This is a genomic window from Alteromonas sp. (assembly GCF_984505615.1).
In genome coordinates this window covers 105690-122342 of record NZ_CFHOXV010000006.1, presented here as the reverse complement: position 1 = coordinate 122342, position 16653 = coordinate 105690, and the positions used below count along the sequence as shown (strand labels likewise).

Annotated in this window: 12 protein-coding genes; 3 read left to right on the top strand and 9 right to left on the bottom strand. The window is 50.9% G+C overall.

Features of this window, described 5'->3' with window-relative positions; genetic code table 11:
• Positions 1-24: 24 nt before the first annotated feature.
• Both AC4PME_RS06275 and AC4PME_RS06270 read right to left on the bottom strand, forming a co-directional pair.
• The gene (locus AC4PME_RS06275; protein ID WP_119502951.1) at positions 25-498 is read right to left on the bottom strand and encodes an NYN domain-containing protein; all 474 of its coding nucleotides are present in this window, start codon (positions 496-498) and stop codon (positions 25-27) included.
• 178 nt (positions 499-676) lie between these two features.
• Positions 677-1582, bottom strand: coding sequence for a LysR family transcriptional regulator (locus AC4PME_RS06270; protein ID WP_491045810.1), 906 nt, complete (start codon positions 1580-1582; stop codon positions 677-679).
• Positions 1583-1682: 100 nt separating this feature from the next.
• Here AC4PME_RS06270 and AC4PME_RS06265 point away from each other — a divergent pair, with 100 nt between their 5' ends.
• The gene (locus tag AC4PME_RS06265) at positions 1683-2855 is read left to right on the top strand and encodes an MFS transporter (RefSeq protein ID WP_491045809.1); all 1173 of its coding nucleotides are present in this window, start codon (positions 1683-1685) and stop codon (positions 2853-2855) included.
• A 257-nt stretch (positions 2856-3112) separates the two neighbouring features.
• Positions 3113-4369, top strand: a complete 1257-nt coding sequence (locus tag AC4PME_RS06260; RefSeq protein ID WP_491529518.1) for an aminotransferase class V-fold PLP-dependent enzyme — start codon at positions 3113-3115, stop codon at positions 4367-4369.
• Between the two features lie 23 nt (positions 4370-4392).
• On the opposite strand, the gene AC4PME_RS06255 is transcribed toward AC4PME_RS06260, so the two are convergent.
• The 6 genes from AC4PME_RS06255 to AC4PME_RS06230 all read right to left on the bottom strand — a co-directional run bounded on the left by AC4PME_RS06255 (position 4393) and on the right by AC4PME_RS06230 (position 14075).
• Positions 4393-6237, bottom strand: a complete 1845-nt coding sequence (locus AC4PME_RS06255; protein ID WP_491045807.1) for a metallophosphoesterase family protein — start codon at positions 6235-6237, stop codon at positions 4393-4395.
• Between the two features lie 123 nt (positions 6238-6360).
• Positions 6361-7641 carry a sensor histidine kinase gene (locus AC4PME_RS06250; RefSeq protein ID WP_491045806.1) on the bottom strand — a complete coding sequence of 427 codons (1281 nt, stop codon included), beginning with the start codon at positions 7639-7641 and terminating at the stop codon, positions 6361-6363.
• 1 nt (position 7642) lies between these two features.
• Positions 7643-8314, bottom strand: a complete 672-nt coding sequence (locus tag AC4PME_RS06245; protein ID WP_491045805.1) for a response regulator transcription factor — start codon at positions 8312-8314, stop codon at positions 7643-7645.
• On the bottom strand, positions 8292-11453 hold the full coding sequence (locus AC4PME_RS06240) for an efflux RND transporter permease subunit (protein WP_491045804.1): 3162 nt from the start codon (positions 11451-11453) through the stop codon (positions 8292-8294). Before AC4PME_RS06240 ends, AC4PME_RS06245 begins: the two co-directional genes overlap by 23 nt.
• A complete protein-coding gene (locus tag AC4PME_RS06235) occupies positions 11440-12708 on the bottom strand; it encodes an efflux RND transporter periplasmic adaptor subunit (RefSeq protein WP_491045803.1) in 1269 nt (422 codons plus the stop codon). Before AC4PME_RS06235 ends, AC4PME_RS06240 begins: the two co-directional genes overlap by 14 nt.
• Positions 12705-14075 carry a TolC family protein gene (locus AC4PME_RS06230; RefSeq protein WP_491045802.1) on the bottom strand — a complete coding sequence of 457 codons (1371 nt, stop codon included), beginning with the start codon at positions 14073-14075 and terminating at the stop codon, positions 12705-12707. Before AC4PME_RS06230 ends, AC4PME_RS06235 begins: the two co-directional genes overlap by 4 nt.
• Before the next feature lie 169 nt (positions 14076-14244).
• Between AC4PME_RS06230 and AC4PME_RS06225 the strand changes: the two genes are divergently transcribed.
• Positions 14245-14688, top strand: coding sequence for a DUF2721 domain-containing protein (locus AC4PME_RS06225; protein ID WP_119502960.1), 444 nt, complete (start codon positions 14245-14247; stop codon positions 14686-14688).
• Between the two features lie 44 nt (positions 14689-14732).
• Here the strand turns inward: AC4PME_RS06225 and AC4PME_RS06220 are convergent, their stop codons facing one another.
• Positions 14733-16580, bottom strand: a complete 1848-nt coding sequence (locus AC4PME_RS06220) for a serine hydrolase domain-containing protein (RefSeq protein ID WP_491045801.1) — start codon at positions 16578-16580, stop codon at positions 14733-14735.
• Positions 16581-16653 lie beyond the last annotated feature (73 nt).

Here is a 16653-nt window from a genome sequence, read left to right as displayed (position 1 = left end):
TATTCTGGGAACAAAAAAAGGCGCTTAGAGTAGCAGAATATCCATTACCGGCACAAAGCGGTCAGCTGCACGTTTCAGACTGTCGGCAGTCAGCGCTTCAACACCGTACACCTCCACTTCACATTGGTGCTTTTCACGGGCACGCTGAACCAGCAAATCAAAATCACCGTCGCCGGACACCAGAACAAGTACGTCGCAATATTCCGCTGCTTCCATCATGTCCAGCGTTAAGCCCACGTCCCAATCACCTTTGGCACTGCCGTCGGCACGTTGAATAAAAGGTTTCAGTTTCACCTCAAAGCCAATAGCCCTGAGAATATTCTGAAACTGCTTCTGCTTTTCGTCATTGCGATTGATGGCATAAGCATTGGCGGTCATCACTTCCCTGTCGTGAGTTACCTCAGCCCAGAAACGGTTGTAGTCAAAGTTGCGTTTAAACGCACTGCGGGTGGTGTAATAGACGTTTTGCACGTCAACGAAAATACCGACTTTTTTCACAACAGACCTTAAATACTTAAATAGCGTTGAACATCAGCAAACCCGGAGCAACCTGAGTAGCGCATTCTGACAATAAAGGTTGTAATTCTAACAAAACCGCTCTCTGCCCGTTGCAAAAGAAAACCTTATTTGCAGTTCATGTGAACACAGGCAGAGTGATATAAGCGATAAATGATCCTTAGGAATTAGAAGCCATTTTCTCAACCAGATAATCCACAAACACCCTCACTCTGGCGGGCATGTGTCGCCCGCCGATAAACACAGCATGGATGACTTCTTTGTCTTGTGGATTGAAGTCTTCTAGCAGTGGAACAAGTTGTCCCGATGCGAGCGCCTGTTCGATATGAAAGTTACCGACCCGGGTAATGCCAATATCAGCCATGGTAAGTTCAACTAGCGTTTCACCATTGTTCGACGTCATATTCCCTTCTATGGGCAGAATATAATCTTCACCATTTTCACGAAAAGGCCAGCCGGGCTCTATGCGCTGGAAGCTAAAATCCAAGCAATTAAAGTGCTTTAAGTCGGCGGGTGTTTCAGGAATGCCCGCCTGCGCTAAATAATTGGGTGATGCGACCACAGTTCTGCCGGTTTCTCCTAAGCGCCTGGCGGTTAAATTGCTGTCAGGTAAAGGACCAAAGCGTATTGCGACATCGATGTGTCCGTCGGCCACATTGCTGATTTTATCGCTCACTTCGACTTCTATTTTGATGTTGGGATAGCGCTCTAAAAACTCTTTGTACAAGGGAATCATGGTTAGACGACTGTAAGCCGTTGCGGTACTCACTTTAATTAAACCGCTTGGGCTGGCGCGGTCGGAAATGGCGCGCTCGGTCTCTTCGACATCTTTTAAGATCCGCCGGGCAGCCAGGGCATAAGATTCCCCTTCGCTGGTTAAGTAAAGTTTGCGGGTAGAACGGACAAGTAGCCGCACGCCTAAACGCTTTTCTATCCGGGTCATCATCCGGCTCACTGCCGATGGTGTCAGACCGAGTTCTCTGGCCGCCCCACTTAAATTGCCCAGTTTCGCCACCGTTAAAAAGGTTTCCATTTCAGCGGTCTTATCAGCTTTAACTTGCTTCATTTGTGAATCCAATGCAAAACAGATTAGCTTCCCACCCCACTATTCGGGCATTCTTTATGTCGTTATATTCCCTGGTATCATAAATAAACTTGAGTTCAACATGAAGATTAACTTTCCACTGATGGCGCTGGCCATTGGTGCTTTTGGAATTGGTGTAACAGAATTCTCTCCTATGGGAATGTTGCCCGTGATAGCAGATGACTTAGGCATCTCTATTCCAACGGCAGGTATATTGATCAGTGCTTATGCCTTTGGGGTATTGGTGGGTGCGCCAGTCATGACTTTACTGTTTGCCAATATGCCGCGCCGTCGCCTGCTGGTTTTGTCCATGGGCATTTTTACCCAGGGTAATTTAATGAGCGCGCTGGCCGACAGTTACAGCGCATTGATGATTAGCCGCATTATTACCTCGTTCAATCATGGCGTATTCTTTGGTGTTGGTGCTGTGGTAGCAACCCAGTTAGTGCCGCCGAATCAACGCGCAGGGGCGGTTGCGGCAATGTTTTCAGGGCTTACTATCGCGACCGTTGGCGGTGTGCCGCTGGCAAGCTTTGTGGGCACAACGCTGGGCTGGCGAAATGCGTTTCTGGGCATTGCGGGTATCGGCTTAGTGGCAATGATAGCCTTGCGAATTAGCTTGCCTCCGTTAGTGAATCAGGAGAAAGCGAACATTCGCAATGAATTAGCCGTGTTAAGCAAAGGGTCTGTGTTGGCAGCGCTCCTGTTAACAGTGGTGGGTGCCAGCTCTATGTTCACGGTATTTACTTACATTGTGCCAATTCTGCAGCAAGAAACCTATGCTTCAACCACCTTTGTAACAGCTATGCTGGTGCTTTACGGTGTGGGGCTTGCGGTGGGTAATGTGCTTGGCGGACGCTATGCCGATCGCACTTTGTACGGCACGTTAATCGTATCGTTAATTGCAGTTATTCTGCTGCTGGTGATCTTTACCGTTACCATGTCTTCTTCCGTTATCGTTGGGCCACTGATTTTCCTTTGGGGCATCGCCAGCTTCGCTGTGGTTCCACCGCTGCAATCATTGGTGGTTCAGGAAGCCAGCGAAGCGCCGAATCTGGCATCGGCAATGAACATTGGAGCGTTCAATCTTGGTAATGCGGTTGGCGCAGCTTTAGGTGGCGGCGTTATAAGTGCAGGTCTTGGATTACCAGCAGTAGCCTTAGCTGGCGCAGGCACCGCATTACTGGGGCTACTCATGGTGTTAGTTGCCAGCAGAAAGAAAACAAGCTTTGCTTTGAGCACCTGTCCGGAATAAATAGTCAGATAGCCGGCCAGCAAAAGGATGCACCTGCTTATCGTGCAGGTGCCTTTACGGGGCTGACAAGCTCCTCCTCTCCCCCACTGCTTCACTGTCCATATCTCCTGACAACTGCATCTTCGGCTAAATTTTCCGCACATCCGTCTCAAAACCGGGACTTTTACATTTCAGGGTTATAGCGTAGAAATTGCAACAATATAACATCATCAAAAATAATAAGGTTCGGGGAACACATGTCATCCAGAAGACAGTTTTTGAAATATTCAGCGGCATTTGCCGCATCATTTACTGCTTTATCTTTATCTGCTCAGCAATTTGAAAGTCCGGTCGGTTCAGTTGAAACTGTTACGAAGGACGAAGCATTCTGGCAAAAGATCAGAGAACAGTACGATATTCAGAAAGAGATTATAAATCTCGAGCAGGGTTACTGGGGCAAGATGGCCAATCCGGTTCAACAGGCATTTTTTGACCACACCCGGCGGGTAAACCGCGAGATGTCGTGGTACGCCCGTAAGCACTTCAGTCAGGATTTACATGCTGCACGGGAAGCAGTAGCTGATGCCCTCAAAGTGAAAAAAGAAGAAGTCATGCTTACCCGCAATGCCACCGAATCATTTGTTGACCTGATTACTCAGTTTGATGATTTCTCATCTGGCGATGAGATCTTGTGGGCTGATACCGATTATCCTGCTTATCAGGACATGATGGCCTGGCTTAGCGCCGACCGTAAGGTAAAAGGTACCAAAATAAACCTTCCTGCCTATGGCGATGAACAGGACTATCTTGAGGCGTACCAACAGGCGTTCGAGCAACATCCGGACATAAAACTGATGTTGCTCACTCATGTCAGTAATCAACATGGCCTGGTGATGCCAGTAAGAAAAATTGCAGAAATGGCAAAGGAACGGGGCATCTATGTGATCTGTGACTGTGCGCAATCCTGGGGGCTGATTGACTTCACCATTGACGATCTTGGCGTAGACTGGGCCATTTTTAATCTTCACAAGTGGATTGGCTCGCCGGTAGGTGTCGGAGCACTTTATATGCGTCAGGGAACACTCTCTGCGGTGCGCCCGTTCCCGGGCGAGGATGCCGGCGACAGTGATGTATCGAACCGCATCCATCTGGCCACCTCCAATTTTGCCAGTTTCATGACCGTGCCCGATGCCCTCAATTTTCATAGCAAAATAGGCGGCAAGAATAAAGAAGCCAGATTACGATTTCTGTGGGAAAGCTGGACGCATCCCCTGCGTGACAACGCAGCGATTGAAATTCTCGGGGCCACATCTCCGGCGAACGCATCCGGGATGGGAGGATTCAGACTTGCAGGGAAAACCAGCTATGAAGAAAACGCCGCCCTTCAGCTACAACTGGAAAAAGAGTTTGGCATTTTCACTGTGGTCAGAAAAGGCCTGTCCGCTGGCAGCAATATCCGCGTGACACCGCAAATTTTCACGCCGGTTGCTCACATGCAGAAGCTGGCAGAAGCGATCAATACGATAGCAGGCTGACATCAGGGCGCATAAGCGCCCTGTTAAACTCCCTTGACCGTTATTGACGTGACATCACGAGATACCGCCACGTCGCTAAGCAGTTCGACAAAGCGCCTCACCTGTTGCGATTGCACAGGGGCGACTTCTGGCAACACACAATGTAACGTGGCATCACTGAGACGCTCGTACACGACTTCCCGTCCACCAAGGTCAGCAAACTGACCGGCGTTCCTGATACGGTAATAATCATTAGCCAGTGTGATGGCGGGCATTGTAAGCAGTCCTTCATCAGTAATGCGACTCACATTGCCGCATACCAGCGTTTCCAGTGCATCACCAACCGTTTGGTTTTGAATAAACGTAGCCAGCGGCTTAGGCCATTCACGACCCACATAGCGCTGTCGCACCACTTCTTTCAAATGCGCGTCGGTAAAACGCAGGTAGTCCGGCGCATCCAGAATGGTGTTATCCCAGTTTATCAGTCCCGCCTGCTTGCGGTATTGCCACTCTTTAGCATACACAGGGAACAAGGTATCGAAACGGTCGACTTGTTGCTGAATGATAGTATCTACCTGAGCGCTGCCATCATTGTTCAGGGTAACCACGCTGTAGCCTGGCTGATAGGCAGCCAGCGACGGCACCTGCACATTCACCAGCCCGCCGGTGTCTTCGGGCTGCGCAATGTCGTACAGGTGCATATGTCCGGCCATGTGCAACCGCAATCCGAGATCAGACAAAGTTTTCGTTGTCGAAGCTGACGGCATACGTTTTAGTTGCATGCCGGTGTCTCCGAACAGCTCAGCCAGTTGCTTTTGTGTATTGTCGTAGAAGTCCGCCATAGGAAAATGGCTGAACGCAATCAGGCGCTTGTTTTGCTCTTCTGCCCGCTTTACTACGCCCGCTATCCAGTCAATAAGTTCCGGTTTGTAGTCCACCAGCGCGTTGTAACCCGCATTTCCTGAACCATTAAATTCCAGCGACGAAACCTTTCCTTTTGGTGTATACACATTAGCGTCGATAGCCAGTAGCCAAAGACCCTCTACCGGCTCAACAAGATAACTGGCATCCGGCATGAAAATACAAGATTCCCCGTTCTCTTCAGTCGGGTTGCTCTTCTCGCCCGTATTGCTTTCCTCACTGCCGGTGTCGCACCAGCGCCATCCACGCTTACTGACATCGGCTGTACCAAACGGGGTTTCATATAACACATCCTGCGATGACGGGCTGAAGCCCTGTGATTTCAGGGTTTCCATGATGTCAGCATAGCCCCATTCCTGCAGTGCATTGCTGCATTGCCATGCAGATTTATTCAGGCAATCAGGGTGGTCAGGACTCATCACCGCCACCTCTTTACCGCTGCGATGCAGGAAGTCTTTCTTTCCTCCGGCACGGGAAAAGGGTCGCACGGGGTCGTGGTTGCCGGTAATTGCAAAAAAGCGCATACCGTATTTTCCGGTGTATTCAGCCAGAATGCTAGCCAGCGCCCTAACGTTGGCGGGCTGTCCGTCATCTGAAAAATCTCCGGGTAACGCCACCAGCTTAATGCCTTTGGCAGCAATCTCATCCAGTGCTGCGCGAAAAACAAAGTAGTTTTCATTAAACAGCCGGGTACTGTTGAGCTGTGCCTGCATACTGCGCATCAACACCGGCGTTTGTGCTCCCTGCGTGCTGTTACCTGAGATCGGGGTATCTGCTATCAGTGGCAGTTCAGATGCATCCAAATCTTTAGCTGCAGCGAAGAAATCATGCAAGTGAATGTCTGCAAGAAAGGCAATTTGAACCGGTGCAGGCGTGTTCCCGGCAGTCTTGTTTTGTTCAGAGGGAGACTTGTCTGTTCCGCACCCGCCGAGACTAATGAGTAAAAGGAAAATAACCGGAAATTTCATAAAAGAACCTGTTAATGGATGGCTGACAGTCCGCAAGCACCTGGCGATTATTTATTTACAGACGATGAAGACAATCGAACGGGGACAAATTTTGTCCCCTGATATGACTGCCGGTCAATTGGTTTAACTGTTAAGTACAATACTCACTTCACAGCCATCAGCAGTAAAGCGATGCTGATAGGTCCAGCCAAGCTTGGCTGTGACCCTTTTTACCAGTTCCAGGCCGAGACCGTAACCTAATTCGTCGTTTCCTGCAGGATCATCGCACTGCTCCGCATCGTCTTCACGATTGACGATAGTCAGAGTATGACCAGACTGGCTGATGGTAACTGTACCACTTTGGGTATGCTGAAATGCGTTCCGGATAAGGTTACCGCATACAATGCGAAGGGCTGTCGGCGAAATAGAGCAAACAGCCTCATCCGTGGCGAGTTCCACGTTCACCTGTTTTCCGGTCAGCAAATACTGTAAATCCTGTACCAGCGCAGACAACATACCTCCCGGCTGAATGTCAGATACGGCCAGTTCATCATGATCCTGACGGCTAAGCCAAAGCAGGGTTTCAGTAAGATCGGTCATAGTGTGGGAAGCATGGTCAATGCGACGGATGGCGTTTGCGCCTTTTGACGGACCTTTCTCTTCCAGTTTATGCAACAGCTCCACACTGGAACGAATAACCGCAATAGGGGTACGAAGTTCATGGCTGGCGTGGGAAACAAACTCCCGCTCTCTCACCAGTCCTTCCCGCACATGTTGCAGGCTGGAATGGACAATACCTGCCAACTCATTAAGCTCCTGATATTTGAATTCCGGCACGGGTTGTTCCAGTGTTTGTTCATTGAGCCCCTGAGCCCATAACCGCAGCCTTTCCACAGGTCTCGATACGCTGCGCAGCAGGATCATCAGCACCCCGGCGAATAACACCAGCACGCCCAGCCCAAGGAGCATGGACCAGCCTTCATGGGATATCATGAATTCAGGTTCGTCATCGAGTTTAAGAGAGTCAAACACCTGGGCCACGTACCGGTCGGGATACCTGCCATGACGATCGGAAATTTTTACCACAAATACGGCACTGGACGGCCTGAAGAAGATAAACGATCGCTCAACGGCTTTATGTAAATGAAATGGCCGGAGTTTGTCCGGATTAAATTTTGTTTTTACGCTGTCCGGAAAATCCTTCCAGTCGGCAGCGACAATAAAACTTAATACTTCTTTCGGTTTGCCCGGCTCAACCCGGATCTCTCTCGCGGCCGCTATCATGTTGCCACGCATGACGCCGTCCATGCCGGCAAAAAAGTTCATCATTGCGAGCACACTAAAACCGGAGATGACGACGGTTCCCATTACCAGCAGGGCAATGAGAATATAGCGTCTCAAGCTCAGACTGAAGCCACGAACCATACTATTGCGCTCCGGAAACTAATTTGAAACCTACACCGGTGGCAGACTGCACATCCAAACCGCTTTCTTTCCCCAATGCCTTTCTTAAATGATGAATATGTACTTTCAGGCTATTGGAGTCCGGCCGGTTTTCTCCCCACACGGCCTGAGAAAGCATTTCGCGGGAGACCGGCGAAGGATACGCCCGCACCAGCTGTTCGAGTACGATAAACGCCGTAGGACTCATTTTCACCGGCTCACCTGCCAGCGTGGCCATTTTTCCGTTCACATCCACACACAGTTCACCACATCGCAATTGCTTTACCTGCCCGCTTCGTCGTAGCGACAGCGCCTGCAAACGTGCCACCAGCTCGGCCATGGCGAAGGGTTTTACCAGATAATCATCAGCACCTTTCGCAAACCCTGCCAGCTTATCATCTAACTGATCCCGTGCGGTGAGCATGATAACCGGCGTATCGTCGCCCTTTTCACGTAACCGTTCACACACAGACAGGCCATCCAGTCTCGGCAGATTAATATCGAGGATCACTACGGCATATTCGTTTTCAGACAGAAAATTCAGTGCCGCCACACCGTTACTGGCATGATCGCAGTCGAAATCTTCCAGTGCCAGATAATCAACAATGTTCCCGGCTAAATCTAAATCGTCTTCAACCAGCAGTAATGTGGTCATCACGGTCTCCGAAACGTTTTCTTAAATGCTCACGGCCACGCACCATCAGGCTTCGCACATCTTCATTAATTAACACCAGTGCAGGAATTAACAACAGGGTGATGACAGTAGCAAACAGAATACCATAGCCCAGCGATGCTGCAGCAGGGATCAGAAACTGTGCCTGTTTGGAGGTTTCCCCCAGAATAGGATACAGCCCGGCAAACGTCGTCACGGATGTCAGCAATACTGCCCGCAGGCGACTGCTGCACGACTCGATAATGGCGTCCTGCACATCGGCACCAAAGCGGCGTAACTCGTTATAACGGGAAACCAGCAGCAACGAATCGTTCACCACCACGCCGCTGAGGGCAAGAATACCGTTCAGAGACAACAGACTCATCATCAAACCGTTACTCCAGTGACCGAGGATAGCGCCTACCACACCAAAGGGGATTGCCATCATAATGATCACCGGCTGTACATAAGATTTAAGCGGAATGGCAAGCAAAGCGTAAATGGCCACCAGTGCAAGGATAAACACCGTTTCCATAGAGCTTTGTGTTTCTTCCTGCTGCTCTGCTTCACCAGCAAAATGCACTGACAAATCCGGGTACTGGCGGGTAAGCACCGGCACCAGCTCACTGTTCAGTTTTTCCACCAGCTCTGTTGAGGTAATTTCATCACTGACAACGGATGCAGAGACAGTAAGCGCCCGCAAACCGTCAATCCGGGTGATTTGCTTCTGCTGGCTGTCAGGGATAATACGGGCAACCACGTCCAGCGGCACCACAGTGCCGTCGTTCAAACGCACTCTGGCGTTCAGAATATCAGCAGGGTTTGCCCGGTCAGCTTCAGGGTAACGTACCCGCACTTTTACTTCGTTTTTATCGCGCAGATAACGCTGCACGATTTCACCACCAAATGCCCGCAGCAACTGCTGTGACAAGCTCTTTGTGTCCATGCCCAGTGCGCGGCCCTGCGGCGTCAATTCGAATCGCAACATGGCTTCACCCGGTGTCAGTGAGCTTTCTACACTGTGCACACCGTCGATGTTTGCCAGCGCTTCACGGAACGCAGCTTCTGCTGCCGTCAGCGTGCTGTCGCTGATACTCTTCAGCTCCACCTGGAAGGCGTTTACCATTTCCCTGCGGGACTGAATTTTTAACTGCTTCACCCCTTCCGGTTCACCGGCAAGCTCACGCCATTTCGAGGCCAGTTCATCCAGCGAGTAGGGTTGACCCTCTGCCAGTGAAACAATGATGCTGCCACTCTGATCGCCGGACGCCGTCACCTGCAAATTGGCGATGCCTGAACCTTCAAGGCCCAGATTATTCATCAGAAAATCATCCGCTTCATTGAGTGTGTTTTCGAGCCGTGTCAGGTTTTTCTCGTTCTGACCGAAGCTGGCATCACTTTGCAACGTCATAGACGCTTCCACCGTGTCTCCCGGCATACTGGGGAAAAAGCCTACCCGCACCACACCGTTCATTGGCATACCAATCACCAGAATAAACAGAGCGACAAACAGCATGACGGCGGCATAGCGATATTGAATGGCTTTGCGCAGTGCCGGCTGATACATCCGTTCATTGAAGAAGTTTAAGCCGCGATCAGCACCCCGCTGCACTTTGCCCCACAGATCTGCAATGCCCTTACGGGGTTTTCTGTGTGTCGGTAAATGGGCCAGGTGAGAAGGCAAAATGAGTTTTGATTCCACCACCGACAGCAGCAGACAGATGGTAACAATCATGCCGAACTGGGAATAAAGCTTACCCAGCCCGCCTTCCACGTTAGACAATGCAAAGAACGTCGCAACAGTCGTCAGTACCCCGAACAATGTGGGAACGGCAACCCGCATGGTGCCTTTGATGGTGTTTTGCAGCGTATCTCCGTATTTCTGCCTGGTGGCGTAGACACTTTCCCCCACCACCACGGCATCGTCCACCACGATACCCAGCGCCATAATAAACCCGAAGGTAGTCATTTCGTTGATGGTCATATCAACGAAGCTGTCCGTCATGAAAAACAGGGTACCAAAGAAAATAAACGGCAGACCGGCGGCCACCCAGAACGCCACGCGAAGATTGAGAAACACTGCCAGCGTGATAAACACAAGCACAATGCCGGACAGCGCATTTTTAGTCAGCAGGGCGAGACGATCGGTAATCATGGTGCTGCGGTCATACCAGGTTTCCAGCTCTACGCCTTCCGGTAAAAGACCCCGCTCATGCCACTCTTCTACCACGCTTTTCGCCTGTGCCACCATGTTCACCACATCGCCGTTTTCATCCATCACGATTTGAATACCATAGCCGTTCACACCATTGTAACGGGCAAGCGTGTAAGCATCATCGGCAAACATGTCGGTCACGACAGCCACATCTCCGATTGTCAGGAATGTGCCGCTGTCGTCTGCCAGTAGCGGAATGTTGGCAAAGTCCTCTGCATAATAAGCCTGCTCAGAGGCCTTAAGGCGGATCACCTTCTCTTTGTTTCGCAAACTGGTTGTAAGGGCAGTAGCCGACTCCTGATTAATGGCATCAGCGATATCAGACATGGTTAGTCCGTATGCCTGTAACTTAGCCTCGTCGATTTCGATGGACATCATGGGGTCAATAAAATTAGGCGTACTGACCTCACGAATTCCGTCTTTGGCGAGTAAATCCCGCTCCAGTTGATCGCCCAGTTGTTGCAATGTGGCGTGGTCAGTATCGCCGTAAAGCTGCACCCAAATCACGTGATCCTGCCGCCGGCCTTTGGATATCACCGGCTTTTCTGCATCAGACGGGAAATTGAAGATACTGTCTACCTTGGTTTTTACATCCGTAAGCAGCGTATCAAGATCGTAATCACTTTCCTTTTCAATCTGTACATTACTGCCACTGGCTGTAGACGTAGAGGTAATGCGCTTAATACCGGGCACACCTTCCAGCGCATTTTCGATGTTAATCGCAATGCCCTCTTCGGCCTGTACCGCGTCACCGCTGTCGTAGGTCATGGAGACATTGATAAAGCGGGGATCCATGCTGGGGAAAGCTTCTTTACGGATATCACCCAAAGACGCAAGACCAACAATGATCATTCCCAGCATTAACAGATTTGCCGCCACCGGGTTGCGGGCAAACCAGCCGATGATACTGCTGTTATTCGCCGCCATTGCCGACCTCCGCTACCGGATTCACTTTCATATTGACGAGGTAACTGTTCAGCGGCCGCACAACCACTTTCGCACTCTCCATGCCGGCAACCGGTGTAATGTAGGCGTGACCGTTTTCCATAAACAATACCTGCGGAGTAAATTTATCCAGCGTATTATTTTGCGTGACGTACCATACTTCCTGTTTCTGCGAAATCGCAGAAGACGGAATTTGCCACACATCCTGCCATTCACGGCCGGCAATTTCTGCCACCACATACGTACCAAAATACAGCGGAGATGCCTGAGCAAGCGGGTCGTTGACCACCACGATCGCGCTTCGCTGTCGGGATGTGGTGTCCAGATGCTGCTCTACCCGTTCAACCACACCTTCCCAGCGGGTTAAACCGTCCATGTCGGTCAGTGTGACCGGCCAGGGCGTTTGTTTCAGTGTCGCCGGTGACGGCAGATTGTTCCATTGTGTCGCTGACAGCGGTATCGCAATTTCTGCTACATTCGTGGCATACAATGCGGCTACTTCAGCGCCGGATTGCACAAAGCTGCCGGGCTGGATGCTACGGGTTACCACCACACTGTTAAACGGTGAAGTAATTTGAGTAAAGGCCAGGTCACGCTGCGCCTGCGCCAGCGCTTTTTCTGCCTGGGCAACTGTGGCTTCTGCCGCAGCCAGTTGCGGTCCGCGCAGAACAAGAGAAGATGACGGCTCACCTTCCAGTCCGGAACGTTGCCATTCAGACAATGCCTGCTGACCCTGTAAGCGTTCTTCTTCCAGCGCCACCTTTGCGTCTTCCAGCGTAGCCTGTGCTGCCGCTACGGCCTGTTCATAATCGGTATTGTCGATGGTGGCCAGTACGTCCCCTTTATTAAACTGTGCGCCGGTTTCAAACCGTTTACTCAGCGACTGTACCTGTCCGGACACCTGCGCAGATAACGTCAGATTAAAACGGGGATTTACCTGACCATAGCCTTCTACATTGGCCTTATGAGACTTTGCAGCCACACTAACCACACCCACTTCAGGAATGGTCGTGGTTTGCTGTTGCCCTGCGCCCGGCATCCTGCCTGCCGGTGCAGCCTGTTGTGTCTTCTCGTTACCATTTTCTGTGCCGGCAGTCTCAGGCTTTGTCGCATTAGCAGAAGACGGCGCGCCAGGCGGTCCCGGTGGTGCACCATTTCCACTAATTAACATAACAGCGAGAATGACCACGCAGACTGCGCCCAGAGTGATGAAAAGGGTTTTACGTTGCTGACTCATGACGATACTCCAAGGCCGAGTGCCAGCCCTAAATCGATACGGTTTGAAAGTTGATTGCGCTGAAGCTGAACCAGTTGTGCTTCAAGGGAATAGGTAGTCTGGGTAACCGACAATAAATCGAGAATATCACTCAGCCCCTGACGATACTGACTGGTGTAGTTGTCCTGACTACGCCGTGAATTGCTGTAAGCCTGACTGATGTGCTGTTGCCGGCGCTGATAGCTGTTTTCCAGATCCAGTGTTGCCTGCACTTCCTGTACCGCGGTAAGCAGTGTGTCCTGATAGTTCCACCAGCTGTTCAGTGTATCCAGCTCTGCCAGCGCGATATTTGCCCGCAGCTCACCGCCCTGAAACAGCGGTGCCGTAATACTGCTCAGCAAGCTCCACACGGGGTCTTTGAACAACGACAGCGCGGGTGTTGTACCTGAATCACTCAGGGCTGCGGTAATATTCAGTGACGGCAGTAATTGCTTGTACGCCACTTTTTCAGAAGATTCGTTAGCTTTAATCTGATAATACGCCGCCATCAGATCAGGGCGCCGTGCCAGGTCCTGTTCCGGCAATGCAGCCAGCGGCAACACCACATCAGGGAACGACTCGCTGATGGCAACATCAGCCAGTGACATATCGCTGCGCCCCAGCAAAACTGCCAGTGCACGTTTTGAACTGGCCAGATTATTTTCGTATTCAGCAATATTGGCCCGTGACGTTGCACTGCTGGTACGGGCTGTATCTAAATCTGCCAGTGTGCCCAGACCGGTGCGGTAACGGTTTAAAATGATGCTCTCGCTGTTCTCAAGCGCGGCCAGCTTCTTCTTTTCAATATCCAGAATTTTCTGCTGGCTGATGATATCCAGGTATCCCTGCATCACACTGGCCGCCAGCGTGGCCCTTGCCGACTGCAACGCCGCCGCATTACTGCGGGTAGTAAAAGCCGCGGCATCCACACTGTCACCGATGCGGTTCCAGATATCAATTTCCCAGCTGACATTCACCGAAGCACTGTAGGAGGTGTCACTATTTTCACTGTTATTACCGGACAAGCTGGCCGATGCCTGTGGCAGGCGGGACGCATTGGCAGACGTCTCCCGTATTTTCGATTGCTTCAGTGTAATGAGTGTTTGCTGCAAACCGGGATTATGCGCTATCGCCTCGTCCACCAGCGCCTGCACGGCTTCTACCGGCAACAACTGATCAAGACTGGCTGTTCTCACAGCAGAGTCTGACTGAGGCAACCAGGATACCGTGTTCCCCATTTCCTCAGTCACCCGTTCACTTAATGCTTTATCAGTGGTGTCTCCGGTGCTGGCACACCCAGACAGTATTAATGCGATGCTCACTGTGAGCACCGGCAAATTCATCTTCATTACTACACCCGGTTTAATCGTATGCTGCAACATTACATCAGTCAGGGTTAAGACCGGGTTAACGCCCTGATTACACCGTTCAATATGAGCCAGTCAGAACCCGGGCGGGTGAAATTGCACGGGGCATAGGATAAACTTGCGCGGTTGTTGAATTAGCAGGTTTTATTCATTGGATACTTTAATCACCCCCCTTTCTGAACTCATTAAAATTGCCGTTGCGCCGGTATTTTTGCTAGCCGGTATCGCCGGCTTTCTGAACGTGATGTCTGGCCGTCTGGGTCGTATTTCCGACCGCGTACGGGTAGCTGAACGGAATATCCAAACCTTTGCTGATGCTGAGCGGATCCAGAAAAACAAACGTGAAATTATTATGCTGTGGCGCAGAGTGGGTGTGATTAACTGGGCGATCGGCCTGTGTGTAACCGCAGGTTTGCTGGTGTGCTCGGTGATTGTTACTTTGTTTTCCGGTGAATTATGGCGCATCAATCTCGATACGCTGGTCATCACACTGTTTATTCTGGCAATGGCATCACTGATATCAGCTTTACTGGTATTTCTGGTAGAGGTGCGGCTTGCCACCAAAACCATCGAATATACCCGTAACGTACACTGAGAGTGCCACCTGGCTGACAGCATTGCGCTGTCAGCCCTTACTGTTTATGTCCAGGAAACGATACCGGCAGCACTAAAATACGCAAGATAAGCGACAACCATCAGCTGCAGCACAATGAATATCAGCACAAAGCCCTTCAGCCAGCGGGATGTATCTGAACGGCTGTAAATGACCGTCTGAATGCCTGCCCATACTGTCACCAGAGGCAGAACAACAGAGCTGATGAACAAGACAACCGACATTAAGCCGGGGGCCGCCAGATAAGCAAAGGGGTTGCTCATGCCAATGCCCAGCGCGAGCAGAAAAACAAATGCACTGACCGCTGACAGTGACATCCACTTACGGAGTTGTTTTCCGTGTACCGTGGTAATTTTCCCCCTGGCGTTATTTATCAGCCAGACCGGTGTATACAACAGCGCAATAAGTAAAAAGATTAGCCAGGCAAATAACACGACCTTGTCGGCAACAGCGTTGAAGGCTGAGACTTTCACCAGTACGCGATCACCGTAATGAATAACCTCACCGGCAAGGGGATCCGTGGCCGCAGCCATCACAATCTCACCCTTTTCATTTTGCCAGCGATTGTCACCTGCGTAGGTTAATTCCCGGTTCCAACCCGGCGGAAACACGCTGGACAGCTTCGCTCCGCCATCCTCCACATGGATCATAACCGGAGCGACCAGACGCTCGATAAAATACTGCTTTTCTATGCGGGTATTAATAAACCGGTAGTAGCCGGACTTTTGCTTCCATTCATCCGGTACCGGCTGACTTATCACTGAAGGGGAATCTGTCTGCGAAACCAGGAAGTCACTGATTTTTCTTCCCACCTTATACAGCACACTGGCATCATCGCTGTTCTGCAAAATCACAAACCCGTATCCACCCTCCGGAGAATACGCCAGTTCTGATGTCCAGCCGGTTAACGCCCCGTCATGTCCCCGGTAAGCATATCCGCCGTAATAGCGGGCAAAATTATAGATGCCGTAACCACCATCGAATTGATGCACATTCGTAGTATCACTTACCTCCATGCGGTTAACACTGTCTATGCTGAGCAGTGGCGAACCACGTCCGGTAAAGAATGCCAGCAGCTTAGCCTGATCATTGATACTGGATGACACGCCGCCTGACGGATACATTAACAAGTGTTGATGAGGCACAACCTGACCACCGCTGACGCCGGATGCAGCATCGCTGTTTTGCTCAGGCTCTGCGTAAAACGTATTTTCAAATCCAAGGGGAATAAAGAGGGTATCGCGGATATAGTCTGCAAACGGCTCACCGGTTACCTGCTCTATCAGCATAGCGGTGGCCACTGCCGCGGAATTAGAGTACGCATGACGGGTGCCGGGCGCCCAGCGGGATACCCGGCTGTCAGGATTTATCCCGAACGCTTCACTGAGGGGCATGACATCAGCATTGTCATACACATGTTCCTTCAGCGACAAGTCGTCCCAGCCGGTGGTACTTTCAAGTAAATGCTTAACCTTCAGCGGATGAGTCGCTTGCCAGGGGTTTTCAAATTGAAGATCAGGCAAAACGTCCCTGACATTGTCTTCAGGATTGATGCGTCCCTGTTCAATAAGTCGCATAGCAGCGATACCTACGAACATTTTACTGATGGAAGCGATACGGTAAGTCGTGGAAGGCGTTACCGCCTGAGATGAGCCGGGCGCTTTTACCCCGAAGGTATTAATATGGGCGGCCTGGCCGGGTTGAATGACTGCCCATGCCATTGAAGGAATGTGGCTGTCTTCTAAGATTCCTTCAATAGCAGCGTCGAGTTCATCCACAGAGGCCGGCACACTGTCACCGGCTGCACTGAGAGCAGGGAAAAGCATAATAAAAGCGAGCCAGCACATCGCCGGCAGACGGGAGACACGGGTCATACAAATATCCTTTTGCAAATTGTAATTCTTTTACTGGTCAGTCCCGGACCAAAGACACCGCTATCTTTGCTGC